The organism is Geomonas oryzisoli (assembly GCF_018986915.1).
Lineage (GTDB): Bacteria > Desulfobacterota > Desulfuromonadia > Geobacterales > Geobacteraceae > Geomonas > Geomonas oryzisoli.
The window spans coordinates 487,782-506,206 of the sequence record NZ_CP076723.1; the positions used below are offsets into that span (position 1 = coordinate 487,782).

General features: G+C 61.7%; 19 protein-coding genes. 3 read left to right on the forward strand and 16 right to left on the reverse strand.

Features of this window, described 5'->3' with window-relative positions; genetic code table 11:
* Positions 1 to 9: 9 nt before the first annotated feature.
* Both KP004_RS02115 and clpB read right to left on the reverse strand, forming a co-directional pair.
* Positions 10 to 903 carry a DNA-binding protein gene (locus KP004_RS02115; protein ID WP_216800740.1) on the reverse strand — a complete coding sequence of 298 codons (894 nt, stop codon included), beginning with the start codon at positions 901 to 903 and terminating at the stop codon, positions 10 to 12.
* Between the two features lie 129 nt (positions 904 to 1,032).
* Entirely contained in the window at positions 1,033 to 3,624 is a 2,592-nt protein-coding gene (gene clpB / locus KP004_RS02120; RefSeq protein WP_216800741.1) for an ATP-dependent chaperone ClpB, read from the reverse strand.
* Positions 3,625 to 3,988: 364 nt separating this feature from the next.
* On the opposite strand from clpB, the gene KP004_RS02125 reads away from it, so the two are divergent.
* Positions 3,989 to 4,555, forward strand: coding sequence for a hypothetical protein (locus KP004_RS02125; protein ID WP_239026903.1), 567 nt, complete (start codon positions 3,989 to 3,991; stop codon positions 4,553 to 4,555).
* A gap of 84 nt (positions 4,556 to 4,639) precedes the next feature.
* Here KP004_RS02125 and KP004_RS02130 read toward each other — a convergent pair whose 3' ends face one another.
* The gene (locus KP004_RS02130) at positions 4,640 to 5,713 is read right to left on the reverse strand and encodes a branched-chain amino acid aminotransferase (protein ID WP_216800742.1); all 1,074 of its coding nucleotides are present in this window, start codon (positions 5,711 to 5,713) and stop codon (positions 4,640 to 4,642) included.
* A 216-nt stretch (positions 5,714 to 5,929) separates the two neighbouring features.
* On the opposite strand from KP004_RS02130, the gene rpoH reads away from it, so the two are divergent.
* The gene (gene rpoH / locus KP004_RS02135) at positions 5,930 to 6,781 is read left to right on the forward strand and encodes an RNA polymerase sigma factor RpoH (RefSeq protein ID WP_216800743.1); all 852 of its coding nucleotides are present in this window, start codon (positions 5,930 to 5,932) and stop codon (positions 6,779 to 6,781) included.
* A 120-nt stretch (positions 6,782 to 6,901) separates the two neighbouring features.
* On the opposite strand, the gene KP004_RS02140 is transcribed toward rpoH, so the two are convergent.
* From KP004_RS02140 to KP004_RS02160, 5 genes are all read right to left on the reverse strand, one after another.
* Complete coding sequence (locus tag KP004_RS02140) at positions 6,902 to 7,924, reverse strand: peptidylprolyl isomerase (protein ID WP_216800744.1); 1,023 nt, start codon at positions 7,922 to 7,924, stop codon at positions 6,902 to 6,904.
* Between the two features lie 246 nt (positions 7,925 to 8,170).
* Complete coding sequence (gene plsY / locus KP004_RS02145; protein ID WP_216800745.1) at positions 8,171 to 8,788, reverse strand: glycerol-3-phosphate 1-O-acyltransferase PlsY; 618 nt, start codon at positions 8,786 to 8,788, stop codon at positions 8,171 to 8,173.
* Positions 8,789 to 8,979: 191 nt separating this feature from the next.
* A complete protein-coding gene (locus tag KP004_RS02150) occupies positions 8,980 to 9,408 on the reverse strand; it encodes a MauE/DoxX family redox-associated membrane protein (protein ID WP_216800746.1) in 429 nt (142 codons plus the stop codon).
* The gene (locus KP004_RS02155; RefSeq protein ID WP_216800747.1) at positions 9,405 to 9,902 is read right to left on the reverse strand and encodes a rhodanese-like domain-containing protein; all 498 of its coding nucleotides are present in this window, start codon (positions 9,900 to 9,902) and stop codon (positions 9,405 to 9,407) included. The genes KP004_RS02150 and KP004_RS02155 overlap by 4 nt, the downstream gene beginning before the upstream one ends.
* A 129-nt stretch (positions 9,903 to 10,031) precedes the next feature.
* Complete coding sequence (locus KP004_RS02160; RefSeq protein WP_216800748.1) at positions 10,032 to 10,466, reverse strand: UPF0158 family protein; 435 nt, start codon at positions 10,464 to 10,466, stop codon at positions 10,032 to 10,034.
* 106 nt (positions 10,467 to 10,572) lie between these two features.
* On the opposite strand from KP004_RS02160, the gene KP004_RS02165 reads away from it, so the two are divergent.
* Entirely contained in the window at positions 10,573 to 11,286 is a 714-nt protein-coding gene (locus tag KP004_RS02165) for a UDP-2,3-diacylglucosamine diphosphatase (protein WP_216800749.1), read from the forward strand.
* Here KP004_RS02165 and KP004_RS02170 read toward each other — a convergent pair.
* From KP004_RS02170 to KP004_RS02205, 8 genes are all read right to left on the reverse strand, one after another.
* On the reverse strand, positions 11,283 to 11,519 hold the full coding sequence (locus KP004_RS02170; RefSeq protein WP_216800750.1) for a YkgJ family cysteine cluster protein: 237 nt from the start codon (positions 11,517 to 11,519) through the stop codon (positions 11,283 to 11,285). The genes KP004_RS02165 and KP004_RS02170 overlap by 4 nt on opposite strands.
* Before the next feature lie 7 nt (positions 11,520 to 11,526).
* On the reverse strand, positions 11,527 to 12,864 hold the full coding sequence (locus KP004_RS02175; RefSeq protein ID WP_216800751.1) for a penicillin-binding transpeptidase domain-containing protein: 1,338 nt from the start codon (positions 12,862 to 12,864) through the stop codon (positions 11,527 to 11,529).
* A gap of 33 nt (positions 12,865 to 12,897) precedes the next feature.
* On the reverse strand, positions 12,898 to 14,241 hold the full coding sequence (locus KP004_RS02180) for a YhjD/YihY/BrkB family envelope integrity protein (protein ID WP_216800752.1): 1,344 nt from the start codon (positions 14,239 to 14,241) through the stop codon (positions 12,898 to 12,900).
* A 265-nt stretch (positions 14,242 to 14,506) separates the two neighbouring features.
* Positions 14,507 to 14,821: a YtxH domain-containing protein gene (locus tag KP004_RS02185; RefSeq protein ID WP_216800753.1), complete on the reverse strand. Its 315-nt coding sequence runs from the start codon at positions 14,819 to 14,821 to the stop codon at positions 14,507 to 14,509.
* Positions 14,822 to 14,826: 5 nt separating this feature from the next.
* Complete coding sequence (locus KP004_RS02190) at positions 14,827 to 15,222, reverse strand: DUF948 domain-containing protein (protein ID WP_216800754.1); 396 nt, start codon at positions 15,220 to 15,222, stop codon at positions 14,827 to 14,829.
* Between the two features lie 109 nt (positions 15,223 to 15,331).
* Positions 15,332 to 16,225 carry a cytochrome C gene (locus tag KP004_RS02195; protein WP_216800755.1) on the reverse strand — a complete coding sequence of 298 codons (894 nt, stop codon included), beginning with the start codon at positions 16,223 to 16,225 and terminating at the stop codon, positions 15,332 to 15,334.
* Between the two features lie 313 nt (positions 16,226 to 16,538).
* Entirely contained in the window at positions 16,539 to 17,357 is an 819-nt protein-coding gene (locus KP004_RS02200; RefSeq protein ID WP_216800756.1) for an ABC transporter substrate-binding protein, read from the reverse strand.
* A 323-nt stretch (positions 17,358 to 17,680) separates the two neighbouring features.
* Positions 17,681 to 18,415 carry an amino acid ABC transporter ATP-binding protein gene (locus KP004_RS02205; protein ID WP_216800757.1) on the reverse strand — a complete coding sequence of 245 codons (735 nt, stop codon included), beginning with the start codon at positions 18,413 to 18,415 and terminating at the stop codon, positions 17,681 to 17,683.
* Positions 18,416 to 18,425 lie beyond the last annotated feature (10 nt).

Genomic DNA, 18,425 nt, shown 5'->3' on the forward strand with positions numbered 1-18,425 from the left:
CGGGACGCGTTACTTCTTGACGCTCCCTTTTTCGATGATGGCGGTGTACTTGTAGCCGCCGCCGAAATCCTTGTCCTTGGCGAGGGTGCCGGAAACGGTGATCACATCGCCCTCTTCCGCGTTGTCGGTGGTGGTCACCACGAGGTCGTTGGTCTTCTTCTTGGTGTCGCCGGTGCCGTCCTGCAGGTGCAGCCAGTTCTTGTTCATGATGCCGGTGGCAACCTTGACCACCTGGCCGCGCACCACAACCTGCTTGCCGTTCAGGGAGCCGCGCTTGGAGAAGATTTCTTCGACGGTGTAAGCGTTGGCACCGCTTGCCTTCTCGACCTTGATCTTCTCGCCGGGGACGGCCTTTTTCGCTTCTTTGGCGGCAGGTTTCGCGCCACCCTTGACTTCGGGGGCGTTGCAGAACAGGATCATTTCGAAGGTGCGGTTCAGGGTCTTGCTCTGGAACTTGTTCATCGGCATGCACCCCTGGAAGGAAAGGGTGTCGCCCACGCGGGTCTCGAGGACCGGATAGGCAACCCAGGTCTTGGTGCCGTCGTTGACTTCGAGGTTGGCGTAGGTGTAGCCGCCACCTTCCATGGTTTCGATGACCTTGCCGGTCGGGTTGGTGTTGACCTCGGCTGCCCCTGCTTCGGCGGGAGCAGCGCCACCCATCATCATGGAATGGCCGCTCTTGGACATGCTCTTTTGGATGGCCTCGGCCTTGGACTCGGCTTTTTCGGGTGCCTTGGCGGCAGCGTCGGCTTTGGCGTCGGCCTTCTCGACCGCTTTCGGTGCTGCAACTGCTTCGACCTTGGCATCAGCCTTCTCGGGCGCTTTGGGTGCGTCGGCACAGGTCCCGGCCACCGGCAGCGCCAGCGTGACGAGGACGGACATAATGGTGGAATAACGCTTCATCTAGGATTCTCCCCCACATCGAATTGCCGCCTGGGCGGCGCAAAAGCCTAGCTTTGCGCCGGGTACAATAGCAGCTTCAAGACAAAATATCAATTTGTTAATTTATCTTTATCGTATTCGTTATCTTCGTTATTTCCTGGAGATGGCCAGGGAAGTCCCGTCCCCTGCCACGTCGACCCGGACGGTGTCTCCTGGACCGAATTTCCCTTCCAGCAGCATGAGCGCCAGCGGGTCCTGGATCTTGCGCTGCAGGGCGCGCTTCAAAGGCCTGGCGCCGTAGGCCGGATCGTACCCTTCCCGCGCCAGGAACTCGCGTGCCTGGTCGGTGACCTCCAGCCCGATGCTCTTTTCTTCCAGTCGCCTGGTCAGGGACTGCAGCTGAATCGAGACGATCTCCTTGATCCGCTCCAAGGGGAGCGCGTGGTAGATGACGATCTCGTCGACGCGGTTCAGGAACTCCGGCTTGAATGCCTCCCTCAGCGTCTCCATGACCTCGCCCTGCATCTTGGCGTAGTCGGTGGCGCCGTACTGCTGGATCCACTGCGAGCCGAGGTTGCTGGTCATGATGATCACCGAGTTTTTGAAGTCCACCGTCCTCCCTTGCCCGTCGGTCAGCCTGCCGTCGTCCAGGATCTGCAGGAAGACGTTGAACACCTCGGGGTGGGCCTTCTCGATTTCGTCGAAGAGCACGATGCAGTAGGGGCGGCGCCGCACCGCCTCGGTGAGCTGCCCTCCCTCCTCGTAACCGACGTACCCCGGGGGGGCGCCGATCAGGCGGGCGACGGTATGCTTCTCCTGGTACTCGCTCATGTCGATGCGCACGATGGCCTGGTCGTCGTCGAAGAGAAAAGACGCGAGTGCGCGGGCCGTCTCGGTCTTGCCCACCCCGGTGGGGCCAAGGAAGATGAATGAGCCGATGGGGCGGTTCGGGTCGGAGAGGCCGCTTCTGGCGCGGCGCACCGCGTTGGCGACCAGGGTGAGCGCCTCGTCCTGGCCGACCACCCGGCTTTTCAGCCGCTCTTCCATCCGCACCAGCTTCTCGCTTTCGGTCTCCAGCATCCGGTTCACCGGAATGCCGGTCCACTTGGCGACCACCTCGGCCACCATCTCGGCGTCCACCTCCTCCGGCAGCATCTTCCCTTCCTTCTGGATCTGCTCCAGGGTGAGGCGCTTGTCCTCGATCTCCTTCTCGATGGCGGGGATCTCGCCGTAGCGGATTTCGGCGGTACGGGCCAAAAGACCGTCGCGCTCGGCGCGTTTTGCTTCCTCGGCCTTGTCCTCCTTTTGCTGCTTTAGCTCGCCCAGTTCGGCCAGCAGGTTCGTTTCCCTTTTCCAGTGGCTGTTCAGCTCATCCGACTGGGCCTTCAGCGCGGACAGTTCCTCTTCCAGCTTTTTCAGCCTTTCCAGCGCCTTGGGGTCGTGCTCACGGAGCATCGCCTCCCGCTCGATCTGCAGCTGGATGACGCGCCGGTCGATCTCGTCGATCTCGGTCGGCTTGGAGTCCAGCTCGATTCTCAGCCGCGAGGCGGCCTCGTCGATGAGATCGATGGCTTTGTCGGGGAGGAAACGGTCGGTGATGTAGCGGTCCGACAGGGTGGCCGCGGCGATAATGGCCGAATCCTTGATCTGGATCTTGTGGTAGTTTTCGTACTTCTCCTTGAGGCCGCGCAGGATGGAGATGGTCTCCTCGACGCTCGGCTCGCCGGCGTAGACCTGCTGGAAGCGCCGCTCCAGTGCCGCGTCCTTCTCGATGTGCTTTCGGTATTCGTTCAGCGTGGTGGCGCCGATGCAGTGCAGCTCGCCGCGGGCCAGGGCCGGCTTCAGCATGTTGGAGGCATCCATGGCCCCTTCCGCCGCTCCCGCGCCGACCAGAGTGTGCATCTCGTCGATGAAGAGAATGACCTTTCCTTCCGAGCGCGCCACTTCCTTGATCACCGCCTTGAGCCGTTCCTCGAATTCGCCGCGATACTTGGCGCCGGCGATGAGGGCCCCCATGTCGAGCGCCATGATCACCTTGTCCTTGAGCGTTTCCGGGACGTCGCCGGAGACGATGCGCTGGGCGAGCCCCTCGGCGATGGCGGTCTTGCCGACCCCCGGCTCGCCGATCAGCACCGGGTTGTTCTTGGTGCGGCGGGACAGTACCTGGAGCACGCGGCGGATCTCGTCGTCGCGCCCGATGACCGGGTCGAGTTTCCCCCGGCGAGCCAGGTCGGTCAGGTCGCGGCAGTATTTGGCCAGGGCCTGGTATTTCTGTTCCGGGTCCTGTTCGTTGACCGCCTCGCCGCCGCGCAATTCCTTGAGGGCGGAGAGGATGCCGTCGCGGGTTACGCCGTTCTGGCTCAAGAGGCGACCGCTTGGCGTGTCCTTGGATGCGACCAGCGCCAGCAGCAGGTGTTCGGTCGACACGAACGAGTCGTGCATCGCGTCGGCTTCCTTCTGGGCCTGGTCCAGGACACGGTTCAGGGCTGCCGAAAGCCCGACCTGCGCGCCGCCGGTCACCTTGGGCAGGCGCTTGAGCACCTCTTCCACGCTGTCACGCAGGCGCGGCAGCGGAGCGCCGATCTTCTTGATCAGATCGGGGACGAAGCCTCCTTCCTGGTCGATGAGGGCGAGCAGCAGGTGTTCCGCCTCGATGGCTGGGGCCGACATGGCAAGCGCGTTTTCGTGCGCCGTCGCTATGGCTTCCTGGGTCTTCACGGTCATTTTCTCGGGTCTTATCATGGGGTGCCTCCTAAGTGAGAGGACGCGCACGAAGGGACTGGCTCCGTAAGGTGCCTGTCCCTTTAGCGGAACGCTCATTCCAGCTCAGCCACCAAGGGGACAGGCACCTGTCGGAGCCAGTCCCCTCGCTGGAGGAGCCTAAGTCTTAAAGAAGATAGGGAGGGGAGGGGGGTGTGTCAAGGTAGGGGACGGTTTTTACCCACAAGCATTAAGGGGACAGGCACTTGGTGGAGCCAGTCTCCTCGCGGCAAGGCTTGTAGTGCGCGGCAAGATATGGCATTATCCGGCAGCAAAACAGAGCTTGGCTGGTAACGGCCATATCGGTAGCCGGTAACGACGCCGTGAGGCTTGCAGGGGAAATGAGTTGGCAAAGTGGAATCGCAACGATAACGCCATTGGCGCCGAAGACATGCCGGATGCCGAGATGGAGCAGAGCCTGACGGCCGAGGAAGAGCTGGATGACGACCTCGACCTCACGGCCGACGAGCATCTCTTCTACGGCGACGATCCCGAGGAACCGCTCGAGGATGAGCCCGATGACGGCGAGGAGCTGGTCTGGGACGCAGATGAGCTGTCGAAGCCGGTTGTAGCCACGCCCGGCTGCGCCGTCAGTTTCTTTGTGGACAACAAGCGCCACCACGCCATCTGCCTTGCCGTGATCGGCGACGAGGTGCTTTTGGAGCACAAGGACGCGACTCGATGCTTCCTGTTCATCGGTAAGATCACGCAGATCGTGCCGCGCGTCCGGCGCGGGGTGGTTTCCGCCACCATAACGGTCGGGACCCTGAAACGCTGCCGTTACCGCTCCGTTCCCAAGAAGTGGCTCCAGGAGATGATCCGGGCAGGTCAATCCTGGAAGGGGGTAGAGGGGCCCGGCAAAGTGGCGCCGGCTCCCGGTGAACTGCTGAGCGGGCAGATGGAGCTGTTCTGATTATCGTTTGCCGCGGAACAAAAAGGAAAAAGGGGACAGGCACCTGCGGAGCCTGTCCCCTTTTTAGTCTGCTGTCTTTGGAAGTTACTTCACCTTCCTCATCCAGCCGAACTTGTCTTCGATCTTGCCGGTCTGGATGCCGGTGAGGGTGTCGTACAGGGTCTGGGTGTGCTTGCCGACGCCGCCGTTGCCGACCTGGACGGTTTCACCGGCGTAGCAGAGGGTGCCGACCGGAGTAACCACGGCCGCGGTGCCGCTGCCGAAGGCTTCGGTGATCTTGCCGCTCTTCAGGTCCAGCATCAGGTCGTTCACGTCGATCTTGCGCTCCTCGACCTTGAGCCCCATGGACTTGGCCAGGGTCAGCACGGAGTCCCGGGTGATGCCGTGCAGGATGCTCCCCTCCAGCGGTGCGGTGACGATGGTGTCGCCGTAGGCAAAGAACATGTTCATCGAGCCCACTTCCTCGATGTAGCGCTTGTGCACGCCGTCCAGCCACAGTACCTGGTCAAATCCTTTCTTCTTCGCCTCGAGACCCGCTTTCAACGAGCTGGCGTAGTTGCCGCCGGTCTTGGCTTCACCGGTGCCGCCCGGGGTGGCACGGACATACGTGTCCTCGACCATGATCTTGACCGGGTTGAAGCCGTTGGCGTAGTAGGCGCCGACCGGGGAGAGGATCACGAAGAAGTAGTAGTGGTCGGAGGGCTTGATGCCGACGTGCGGCTCCACGGCGATCATGGCGGGGCGGATGTAGAGCGAGGTCCCCTCTGACCCGGGAACCCATGCCTTCTCCTGGGCCACCAGTTGCTCGATACCCTTTACGAAGAGCTCTTCGGGAACCTCGGGCATGCAGAGCCGTTCGGCGGAGTGGTTGAAGCGGCGGGCATTCATCTCCGGGCGGAACAGGGCGATGGTGCCGTCCTCCCACTTGTAGGCTTTGAGCCCCTCGAAGATTTCCTGCGCGTAGTGCAAAACAAGCGCCGCGGGGTCGATCTGGAACGGCTCGTACTTCTTGATGCGCCCATCGACCCAACCCTGGCCGGCCTTCCACTCGACCAGCAGCATGTAGTCGGTGAAAATTCTTCCGAAGCCGAGCTGCGACTCGTCGGTATACTTGGCCTTCTTCTCCCCCTCGCTAATCGGTATTACCCTGATCTCCATGTGGCAGAACCTCCGGTTTTTCGGCGCCAGGCGTCGCTTATTTGGATCTTTTCGTTTACCACATTCGCAGCGGCAGGTGCAAGTAATTTAACCCACGTAAATTCACGGGCATGCCCTTGATTTTTTGCATGCGGCTTGTTATATTTATTAGCGCTCAAGAGTGGAGAGTGCTAACAAGTAGTAGGCAAAACCAGCACTCACAAGGGAGAGATCGACATGACGCACACGATGCCGGTACCTATAGACAGCCTTACCCTTTACCTCACGGAGATCAACCGTTTCCCGCTTTTGTCGGCGGATGAGGAGATGGATCTGGCTTGCAGGTTCCGCGACGAGGGGGACCTGGAGGCGGCTCACAAGCTGATCACCTCGAACCTCAGGTTTGTCGTGAAGATCGCCGGAGAGTACCGCTCCTACGGGATGAAGATGCTCGACCTGATCCAGGAGGGGAACGTCGGCCTCATGATGGCCGTCAGGAAGTTCGACCCCGCCAAGGGGGTCCGACTCATCTCCTACGCCGTGTGGTGGATCAGGGCGTACATCCAGAACCACATCATCTCCGCATGGAGCCTATTGAAGATAGGCACCACCCAGGCGCAGAGAAAGCTCTTCTTCAAGCTGAACCAGGCGAAGCAGGCGATCATCAACATGACCGGGGAAGGCGACCTGCACGCGGCGGCCATTTCGCTGGACGTCAAGGACACCGAGGCGCAGGAGATGGAACAGCGCCTGAGGGGCGAGCTCTCGCTGGACGTGGAGATGTTCGAAGGGGAGGGCGCGACCTTCCTGGAAAGCCTGCCCGACCTGCGCCAGAACCAGGAGGAAATGCTGGCCGAGCGCCAGGAGGCCACCATGCTGGAGCAGACGGTGGCAAGCGCTCTCGAGCAGCTCAACGAGAAGGAGCGCTTCGTCATAGAGCACCGCGTCTCGGCTGACCAGCCGCTGACCCTGCAGGAGATCGCCGACCACTTCTCCATTTCACGCGAGCGGGTGCGGCAGATCGAGGAAGGCGCGCTCAAGAAGATGAAGCGCTTCCTGACCCCGCTGGTATTGGAACAGGCGGCTTAAGCGAAAACAAGGGGACTGGCTCCGACAGGTGCCTGTCCCCCTGGCACATGAGAAAACCAAATAGCAAAGGGCGGCTTCCCTGACGGAGCCGCCCTTTTTTGCGTTTGTGTTGCCTTCTCATCAAGGGAGGGGGAGCCCAGGTTCGAGCTTGGCCTTGTCGCGCAGGTCGGCCACGTATTCCGCCACCAGCCGCAGCATCTTCTCCCGTTTCAGATAGGCGTGGATCTCCTCCTTCGCCTCCTCGTAGCTTTCCAGGCGCGGGCCGCGCTTCTCGGTCACCTTCACGATATGAAAGCCGTGCCTTGTCTGCACCAGGTCGCTGATCTCTCCCGGCTTTAGTGTGAACACCGCCTGTTCCAGCGGCGGATCGAGCTCCCCCTTCCTGAAAAAACCAAGGTCACCGCCGCGCACCTTGCTGGGGCAGTCCGAATGCGATTGTGCCAGTATGCCGAAATCCTCTCCCTGGCGGACCCGGTGCAGCAGGATCTCCGCCCGCTCGCGCGCCCGCTTCTTGTCCTGCTCCTGAGCGCACCCGGCGACCGTCACGAGGATATGGCTTGCCCTGACGCTGCTCCCGGTCTTGAAGCGTTCCCGGTTCGTCTCGTAGAAGCCTTTCGCCTCGTCCGCCCCGACGCTGACCCGCGTCGCAAACTTGTGCTCAACGAAACGGTTGATTACCAGCTCTTTGCGCACCATCTGCTCCCAAAGCGGCAGGGTGAGACCGGCTTTGCTCATGTCGCGGGCGTAGGCCTCCCCACCCTGGTACCTGGCCCGGTCGGCGGCAATAACATGCGCTACCTCTTGCTCCATGTTTCCGATTTTGGACTTCAGGGCCGCTTGGTACAGGAGCTCGGCAGATACCAGCCCTTCCAGGGCCTCCTTCTTCAGAGACGCGAGTTCCTGTGCGCCGAGCGGTTGGCGCAAGTGCCTTGTCTCGACGAGATCTCGGACCGCGCGATCCAACTCCGCACGGGTGATGACCTCCCCATTCACCCTGTGAACAGGGGCGGTGGGGGGGGACTGTTGGGGCGTGGGCGACGCCTGGGCTTGCTGTTTCTGATCGGTTGGGGAACAGGCCAACAGGTTTATCAGCAGGAGTGGTATGGTGACCGCCGCAGCGATCACTCTTCTCCAAAGGGACATGCACTTCCTCCAGCAGGGTACCGACGTTCGTCTACGCCATGCTGGACAGCAAGAGGCATACCTGTTGTATGTTTGTATTAAATGATGTAGTGATTACAGAGTGTTAGCTGTTAGGGGCGGACGCCGGTCGTGGGAGATTGGGTGAGGGTGGGGCAATCGCAGGTGCAAATGACCCACCCTGTGGAACGGTATCCCGGGTGCGTGGGAAGGATGGGGCGGCTAGAAGGCGCCGAAGGGGGCAACCTGTCAGGCCTTGAACTTGTTCTCGGTGCCGGCCCGCAGCCTGGCGATGTTCTCGTGGTGTTTGAGGATCACGATGACGGCGATCATGCCCGCCATGATGATGGTTTCGCGGGGGACGCAGGTGGCCCAGGCGAACGCGGGGATGCAGGCGGCCGCGGTGATCGAGGCCAGGGAGACGTAACGCCACTTGTACAGGACCAGGGCGAAGACGATGATGCCGAGCAGTACGGCCAGCGGTGCGGTCCCCAGCAGCACGCCCAGCGCGGTGGCGACGCCCTTGCCTCCCTTGAAGCAGAGGAAGACCGTGTAGACGTGGCCGAGGAAGGCGGCGAGGCCGATGGCGGCGACCCACAGCGGAGAGAGCCCCAGCGCGTGCGCGACCAGAACGGGGATCAGCCCCTTGAAGCAGTCGCCGACCAGGGTCATGATGCCGAGTTTTTTGCCGGCGGTGCGGTAGACGTTGGTGGCGCCGATGTTGCCGCTGCCACATTCCCTGATGTTGATGCCCATGCTCCGGGCCAGGAGCAGGCCGGTCGGTACCGAGCCGAGCAGGTACGCGCCGACCAGGAGTAGAATCTCGTTCAAAGCGTTCTCCCAGTGTCTAATGAAACAACCGCGCATCCTACAGTATTTCGGTTGAAACTGCAAGTCGCCGGGGGACGTGGGGCTGCTGATTGCAATAACGGGGACGTGCGGGAGATACTGATGCTCCCCCTCCATTGATGGGAGGGGGGACTTTTGTGGCCAGTGCAATCGTGGGGGGGATTTCAGAGAAGGGGGCATACGAGGGGGGGCAAGCGGTCCTGCCGGCGCTAGCCGGCGCGCAGCCGCTCGTAGCGCAGTACTGCGGCGGTCATGGCGAGGAAGACGGTGTCGCGTAGCAGTGCCACCCAGGGGGCGGTCTTGGCGCCTTCCATGCGGAAGCAGCCGCAGTCGATATCCAGCCCCCTGATCATGGCGGAAGCAAGGGCAGCCATGAAGACCAGGTTCAGCATGCCTATGATCAGCGCGCCGCTTTTCACCCGGAACCCGCAGATGAGCAGCACGCCGCAGATAAGCTCGAGGAAGGGAAGCACGGCGGCGGTGAGGTAACTCCAGAAGTAGGGGAGGATCCGGTAGGCCGCCACGCTGCCGGCGAAGGCAACCGGATCGGCGATCTTCGGGACGGCGGCATAGATGAAGACGGCGCCCAGGGCGACGCGCAGCACCAGGGGGATCAGGGGGAGGCGGAATGGTTTCATGGCGCTCCTCCCGTGGTCGGGTAGCCGGCATCCCGCCATTCGGGGAGTCCTCCCTCGAAGACATAGACCGAGGCGTAGCCGGCCTTGATCAGGAGCTTGCCCAGTTCCATGCTGTCGTGACAGGAAAAGCCGTTGCAGTAGGCGATGATGACAGCGTCCTTGGCGACTCCCTGCAACTGCGGCGTCTGCTGCCGGGTCGCTTCCTCCAGCGGGAAGGAACGCGCCCCGGAGATATGTTCCTTGGCGAAGCTGGCGCCGCTTCTGGCGTCGACCAGCACCGCTTGTCCGGAGTCGTGCAGTTCCTTTACCTGCACAAGGGCGATCGGCATCGGGAGCGCCTCGGCCTGCTGTGCCGCGGGCGCCGTCTGTCCGGCAGGTGCGCCGCGCCAGGCGTCGGCCAGGAGCGTCCTGTTCCAAAAAATGCCGAAAACAGCCGAGGTGAACACGATAGCGGCGATTTCCAGGACGATTTTCAGCCAGTTTTTCGATAGCATGTCCGGACCCGTTTTGGCAGGTGCGGTCGGCGGCGGGGGGCCGTCGGCGCTCCTGGTTGAAGTAGCCACCTGAGAGATGTTACGCAAAAGCGGCGTTCAGGTCAACGGGCGCGCTCCTGGTGAGGATTGCTAGAGCCGTTCGGGGGGGTAGATGTCGTGCTCTTCGAGCCAATGGGCGGCACGGTCGGTGAGGAAGGCCTCCCTGATCGCGTGGAAGCGTTCCTGTTCCTCGGGGTAGAAGGAGAGGATTTCGTGCAGCCTGCCGTGGGACTGCTTGCCGCTGAACGCCCGCGCCAGCATCCCCTTCAGGCTCTCGTTGGTGAGCCGCTGGATGAAGGCGTGCACCAGCTGGCGCTCCTGTCCGTAGTCGAAGGGGGGCACCTCGAGGAACCGCTCTTCCTGGGATGCCACCTCGTCCCAGAAATTCTCGTCCTCGTAGTCGGCGGGGACCGAGAAGACCTCGCCGGTCTCCCGGTCCAGGAAGTAGATCAGGTCCGGGTCGCCGTTCTCGAAGGCCTCCATCAAGTCTTCCCAGACGATCTCCAGGTTGCGTAGTGCGTGCATCGGTACCTCTTGAAAACAGGTTGAGGTCAAGGTCAAGGTAGAGCTTGAGCCAGCCGCCCGTTCCTGTTTCCTTTACCAACCCCGTATTTTTGTATATATTGCGCAAATGCGCAAGATTTTCATCGCCGACGCCCACCTCAGAAGCCCGCAGGACCGGAACTACCGGACCCTGGTCCGTTTCCTGGATACGCTTCCCGCCGACACCGACACCCTTTACCTGCTGGGAGATATCTTCGAGTTTTGGATCGGAAACCCGCGGCCTGTATACGGCCACTATGGGGAAATCGTGGATTGTCTGAAGCGGGTGAGGGAGCGCGGGGTGCGCATCGTCTACTTCGAGGGGAACCACGACTTCCATCTGGGGGGCTTCTTCAAGGAGCAGCTGCAGGCCGAGGTCCATCCCGACGGCACCGAACTGGAGATCGAGGGGAAAAAGATCTGTCTGTGCCACGGGGACCAGGTCAACCGGGGCGATCATCGCTACCTGGCCTTGCGTTCCCTGCTGCACGGCCCCCTGGTGCAGGCCCTGGTGCCGGTTTTCCCGCGCCGGCTGGCCGACCGGATCGCGGCCGCCATGTCCCGGAACTCGAGCGGGCAGCACGCCGCACGCAGACAACGCTGGGACTACCCGGCCATCCTGGAGAACTTCGCCCGCGAACGCTTCGCGGCCGGCTGCGACATGGTCGTCACCGGGCACTTCCATCTCCCCATGGAAATAAGGGAGGGGGACCGGGTCTTCATCTCCCTTGGTGACTGGATCACCCATTATTCCTACGCCCAGTGGACCGAGGCGGGGCTTACCCTGGAGCGCTTCGCCTAGTCCTGCCGCAACCCGAAGAGCCCCAGGTAGTTCGTCACCCGTTCCTCCAGGGTCGGCGCCGCGATCACTGCGCAGATCTCGTCCGGGCGGTACCCCCGGCACACCGCCGGCCGTTCCTCGTAGATCAGGCAGCGCTGCTCACCGGAGAGGTGGCGGCACCTCTCTCCCACCTTCTTGTCCAACGAGCTGATATCCGGCGCGACGCAGCAGGTCCCGCATCCCGAGCATCCCATCTTTCACCTACCTGAAGAATGCCTCCAGGGCCTGTTCGCCCACCGAGGTCGCCTTGATGCGCCACTTGTTCTCGTTGATGACCAGCGCGGCCAGGGCGATCTGCGGGTCCTCCATGGGGGCGTAGGCGGCGAACCAGCTGTAGTGCCCGGCGGGATCGGTGCCGTCGATGGAGCCGGTCTTGGCGGCGATGCGCACCGAGGCGAGCATCCTTCTCCCCCTGCGGTCGTGGAAGGCGCGGCGGGAGGTGCCGCTCTCCACGGTTGTGGCCAGCATGTGGGCCAGGTCGCTGGCGGTCTGCGGCGTCATCACCGTGCGCAGCACCTGGGGCTTCTGGGTGAACACCACGTTCCCCTTGGCGTCGCGGATCTCGCTGGCAAGCGAAGGCGCCATCATGACGCCGCCGTTGGCCACCGTGGCCATGATGGTCGCGGCATGGAAAGGTGAAATCTTGACCTCGCGGTTGAGACCTGCGCCCATGCGCATCAGCTCGTCGACGGTGCCGGGGACGGGGGCTGTACTGGCTACGATGGGAGAGCCGGGGACGATGGACTGGTTGAAGCCGTACCTGCCGGCGTAGAGCAGCAACGGATCGCGCCCGACCACCTCGCCGGCGAGCCGGCCGTACACCGGGTTCACCGATTTTCCCATGGCGAGGGAAAGCGGCATCTGCTGGTTGCCGCGGCCGGGCCGCACCCGCCAGTATTTCGGGCTTTCCGAGGTGAGCTTCCCGTTGAAGGCGAACATGGTGTCCGGCCCCACCTTCTTCTCTTCCAGGGCCGCGGTGGCGGTGACGATCTTGAAGAGCGAAGCCATGGGGTAGGGGCGGTAGTTGGCCCCCTTCTCCCACCCCGGCTGCGACGCGGAGTGCGACACCGCCGCGAGGATGCGCCCGGTCTTTGGCTCCAGGGCGACGAAGAGCCCGTAGGGGACCTTGTAATCGCTGAAGAGTTTCTCGATCTTTCTCTGCACCTCTTCATCGATGCCGTAGATCACCTGTCCGCCCTGCGGCAGGGGCGCGGTCAACTTCCCCCCCTGCACCTGGGCGTTCGAGTAGGCGTCGGCGGCGAGCTTGAAGGCGCTCCCCTGGTCCAGGTTGGCAAGGGACACTGCGGCCGGTTTCTCGGGCACAGGTGCACTTTTGGCGCGGGGAGTTCCGAAGAGGGAGATCAGTGGGTAGGAGGCGAGCAAAAGCGCGATGGCGGGCAGGATGATCTTGAGCCTCTTCTTCTGGGGCTTGGTCTCCTCGATCTGCCGAAGGAAGACGTTGCGCCCTTCCTGTGCTTTTTTCCTGCCGAGTCGTCTGCTGTGTTTCTTTTCTTTATCGATGTCTTTTAGATCTTGCATATCCCGCTTCTGGCCGTCTGTTGAATCGGGCCACTATATGTCAACTGCGTCCCCTTTGTCAACGACGCGCGGGCGCATTTCCGGGAAGGCCAGATCCTTCAGGGTGACCCCTCCCAAGGCCGCAGTGACGGCCGCTTCCGACTCGTCAAGAAGCCCTTCGGCCAGCTCTTCGCCGGAGATGGCGGCCGAGGCGCCGCTCCTTCTCAGCGAGAGGAGGACATCGGCGATGGAAACCTGGTCCAGGTCCCGAGCGGGGTAGTAGCTGCCGCGGCCTTCCCCGGCCAACACGATGAACCCCTGGTCGCGCAGGTGCTCCAGGGTTTTGCGCACGATGCGCAGGGGGACGCCGAGCTTCATCGCCAGGTGGTGCTCCCCCCAGGCGGCGTCGCCGCGGTAGAAAGTCTCGGCGATGTGGCGCAGGGCCGCCAGCGCCACCAGTTCCTGCAGCTCGTGGCTGATGTCGCGTCCCCGGATGTCGCGCCGGAAGGTGCTGCGGTTCTGGTGCGCCGCCACGACCTCCATCCCGAACAGGACGATGATCCAGCTCACGTAGATCCAGACCATCAGGATGGGAAGCGCCGCCAAAGTGCCGTAGATGGCGTTGTAGTTGCCGGCGCCGACCTGAAAGTGGATGTAGGCCCACTGGGCGAACTGCCACAGCGTACCGGCCAGCACCGCCCCGATCAGGGCCGAGTCGAAGCGCACCCGCGTGTTGGGCATGAAGACGTAGAGGAGGAATATGGCGGTCCAGACCACGAGGTACGGCGTGAGCCCCAGGGTGAACAGGAACAGGTCCCCGAGGTAGGTCCACTCCATGAACCAACCGGTGAGCCACTTGCTCGACAGCGTGGTGGTGATGCTGGTGGCGGCTAAAAGCAACAGCGGCGCGCTGACCAGGACGCTCAGGTAGTCGCTGAACTTGCGGTAGAAGGTCCGGGTCTCTGGCACCCCCCAGATCACGTTGAAGGCCTCCTCGATGCTCCCCAGCATGCTGATGGCGGTGAAAAGGAGCGCCGCGAGGCCGATGGCGCCCACCGATCCCATGTTGGTGTTGCCGATGTAGGAGATGACCCGGTTCACCACCTCCTCGTTGCCGGCGGTGACCTGCTTCAGGATGAGCGGCACCAGGCGGTTCTGGGCGCCCAGCCCTTTGAGCACCGAAAAGGCGAGGGCGAGCAGCGGCACCAGGGACAAGAGCGTCGTGAAGGAGAGGGCCGTGGCCCGCAGCAGCGAGTTGTTGGCCATGAAGTTGGAGAAGGCGAAGCCGGTGAACTGTAAGAGCCTCAACCCCTTGCCCCGCCACCCCCCGATCGCTGCGGGGTCGTATTGCCAGATCATGCCGGGGGACAGCTTCGTTTTGCCGTTGAAATCATTCATATGCTGTGGCACCGCTGCTGCTCGCGGCACACGACCCCGCCGGTGCGTGCGCCGCAAAGAAAAACCCGATTAGTGACAACCTTCCGCTGGTAAAAGTCCCCCTTTGCGAAGGGGGATTTAGGGGGATTTGCTTTAGTTTCGGGAAAGGCAAATCCCCCCAGCCCCCCTTCGCAAAGGGGGGAGTGGGAGGTAGCGGAAGATCGTCGCCAATCAGGAAGAAAAAAAAGCCCACCTTTGGTGGGCTTTCGGACTGTGGGACATGGCGCTAGACCTGGGTCTTCTGTTTCTCCCTTTCCCGCTCCATCGCCTCCTTGCCGGCCTCTATGGCCGAGGAGATGATGTTCTTCTTCTCCAGCACCAGATCCTTGCCGTCCTCATAGCTGGACCTGATCTTGTCCTGCGCCTCGCTGGCGTATTCCTTGATCTTGTCCACCGCGTCGTCGGCCAGATCCTTGATCTTGCCGCGCAGTTCCTCGCCGGTGTTCGGCGCGAGGAGCAGGGCTGCCCCGATCCCGACGGCAGCACCGGCCAGGAAGGAAAGCAGCATAGTACCGGTCCCGATATCTTTATCTTTTGACATGGCGGTTACCCCCTAATTTTGGTTTTCACTATTCTATCAGCAATGTATTTGCCCGCAACCTTGACCCCCGCCATCCAGACCGAGGAGTTGGTCACGATGTCAGACGCAATCCCCAACACCTTGTTGATCATGCGTATGTTGTGTCCGGCATGGCCGAGCTCGCTTAAAAGCATGTTCACGCCTTCGGCATTGGCCGCTGCGGCGCTGGTAACTACCTGAACGTCCGATACTGTGTCACGCAGTTCCTTGACCAGCGGCGTTACTTCCTTTTGCAACAGGTCAGCGGCGCCCTGCAGTGCGAGAGCCGCTTTTTTTAGTTCAGTGAGGACCGGAATCAGGCACAGCGCCAGCACGACGAGGGTCAGAGCCGTCACTGCCGAGGTTATCTGTAGAAAAAGCATGCGATCCTCCTGGTACTGGGCGAACTCTTTTTTTCAAAGGCTTGGAAACAAGGGAGGGGTAAAAAGGTCGGGGAGGCCGCGGAGGCCTCCCCGATGCGCTGCAGGAGTATTACTTCTTCACCGGTTTGGCCGGCTTGGCTGCCGGTGCCGCCGGCTTGGCTGCCGGTGCCGCCGGCTTGGCCGGAGCGGCTGCCGGGGTCGCTGCGGCCTCACCCCAACGGTTCAGGTCGTGTGCGATGCTGTGGCACTCGCCGCATTTCGGGAACTTCGCCATGATGGCGGCCGGGTGCGGTTTGACGTGGCACTGGGTGCACTGCGGAACCATCTTGTGCTTGGCCTGGTGGCAGTAGACGCAGGCGAGCTTGCTGTGCTTGGCGGTGCTGGAGGTCAGCAGCTTGAACGCCTTGCTGTGGCAGGCGGCGCACATCTTCGACGGGGTGTCGGACTTGTAGGTCACGTCAGCCGGTTTGTGGGCCTGGTGGCAGACTTTGCAGTCCTTGGCGGCCATGTCGTTGGAGTGGGGCTTGTGGCACTGGGTGCACTCCGGAATGCGGCCGTGAACGTTGTGGCAGAAGGAGCAGTTGAGGGCGGAGTGCTTGCTCTTGAAGGAGCGCAGCTGCTCGATCTGGCCGGTGTGGCAGGTCAGGCACGGATCGGTGACGTTGTTGCCGAACTTTATGTTCTTCGGAGTATGGGGGTTGGTGTGGCAGCCGAGGCAGCCCTGGAGCTTGAAGTGCGGCTTGCCTTCGTGGCACTGGCTGCACTGCGGGATCGGCTTCTTAACCTTGGGCGGGTGCCCGACGTGACAGTCCTGGCAGGTCACCTCGGTTTTGTGCTTGCCGCCGGCAGCTGCGATATCCTTGGGCGGCTGCTCATGGCACTTCACGCAGTCCGCGCTGGTCAGCACCGCCGTAGGTTTTGCAGGATCGGCAGCGGCAGCGGTTCCCACGAATGCGAACAGCGCCAGGGCCGATACAAGGTTGAAAAGTTTTGCTACTCTCATTGCCCCCTCCTTGGTATTAAAACAGAGTTAATTTTAAGCATGGATTTATATAACGTCTTGAGGTGAATTGTCAAGGGTTTAGGCACTAAAACAGGCCCTTTGATCAAGCATCGGCGCGGCACGAACTACAGTCGATCCTGAGCGATAACGGCAAAGGTAAGTTCCGAGGAAACAGCAACAAAGAGAGAGGAGGGGATAAAGAACCAGTGTATCGTGCTTTTTACTCTGTTTCTTGACTTGAAGCGGGTGATTTTGCGGTGGGGCTCGCGATGTTTCGGCCTCCCCTGCTGCAGGGGAGGCCGAAAACAAAAGGTTACTTGTCGGCGGTGATCTTGAAGGTGCGCTTGAGCGGAGTGGCGGTCTTCGGGCCGAACCACTTCTCGAAGATCTTCTTCGCTTCGCCGTTTTTCTCCATCTCGAGCAGGGTCTTGTTCACGAAGGCGACGAAGTGCTTGTCGTCCTTGCGCATGCCCAGGCCGTAGGGCTCCTCGGAGATCTGCAGGTTGGGGATCTCGAACTTGTTCTTGTTGGGAGCCTTGCCCAGGATGCCGGCCAGGATCGACTCGTCGGTGGTGACTGCCGCCACCTTACCCTGCTGCAGCGCCAGGAACGCCTGCGGGTAATCGTCGAAGGAGAGGATGGTGGCGGTGGGGATCGCCTTGGCCACGTTCTGCTCCGAGGTGGAGCCTTTGGCGGTGCCGATCTTCTTCCCTTCCAGGTCCTTGAGGCTCTTCACCGCGCCCTTCTTGGTGATGAACTTCTGTCCGGTGAGGAAGTAGGTGTAGCTGAAGTCGATCTGCTTGGCGCGCTCCGGGTTCTTGGTCATGGTGGCGGCGATGATGTCGATGTTGCCTTCCATGAGCTGCGGCATGCGGGAGGCCGAGGTCACCGGTTTCACTTCCAGCTTCACACCGAGCTTCTTCGCGATGTACTTGCAGAAGTCGATGTCGTAGCCCACGATTTCGCGGGTCTTCTCATCCACGTAGCCAAACGGCGGCAGCGAATCCTTCACCCCGGCGACGAGGACCCCCTTCTTCTTCACCTCGGCCAGCGTGTCGCCTGCGGCGAGAGCGGCGTGGGCCATGATGCCGACCAGGGCAACAGCAGCGAACAGCGTCAACAGTTTCTTCATCAGTGATCCTCCTTTTGAATGAATAAAACCCGTTCAACGTTCAAGGTTCAACGTTCGACGGAGTGAAAACGTACCGGATTATACCAGAGTGACTTGCACCTGCATCCTTTCTGGCAAAAAAAACAAGAAACAGATGCCGTTCAATGTTCCAGGTTCGACGTTCGACACAGTGAAAGCGCACAGGCAAACATCACAGTGACTTGCACGGGCATCTTCCCCGGCAAAAAAAGCAGCAATGCAGAAGCCATAGCTGAACCCATGCCTCGTGGGGTGAGTATAACCTCGAACGTTGAACGTTGAACCTTGAACGGCCGTTCAGGCGGTTAGTGCATGGGCGAGAGCAGCTGTTTCAGGAATTGCTGCGCCCGTTCGTGCTGCGGGTTCTTGAAGAACTGCTCGGGCGCGGCCTGCTCCAGTATGGTGCCCTGATCCATGAAGACCACCCGGTGGGAAACCTCGCGGGCGAAACCCATCTCGTGGGTCACCACGACCATGGTCATCCCGCTTAGCGCGAGCTTCTGCATGACGTCGAGCACCTCGCCGATCATCTCGGGATCCAGCGCCGAGGTGGGCTCATCGAAGAGCATGATGCGCGGCTTCATGGCGAGGGCGCGGGCGATGGCGACACGCTGCTGCTGACCTCCGGAGAGCTGCGCGGGATAGGCGTCCCGCTTCTCGGCGAGGCCTACCCGCTCCAGAAGCGCCATGGCCTGTTCCTGCGCCTGTGCCTTCGGGGTCTTTCTGATCTTGATGGGGGCCAGGGTGATGTTGGCGAGGACGGAGAGGTGAGGGTAAAGGTTGAACTGCTGGAACACGAAGCCTACTTCGGCGCGCAGCTTGTTGATGTCGAGCTTCTTGTCGCTGAGATCCTTGCCGTCGACGATCAGGGTGCCCTGGTCGATCGGCTCAAGCTGGTTCACGGTCCGGATCAGGGTGGACTTGCCACTGCCCGAGGGACCACACACGACGAGCACCTCCCCGGGTTTCACGTGGAGGTTGATGTCGTTCAGCACGTGCAGCTTCTTGAACCACTTGTGGACGCCTCTGAATTCGATCATGGGTTGCTCC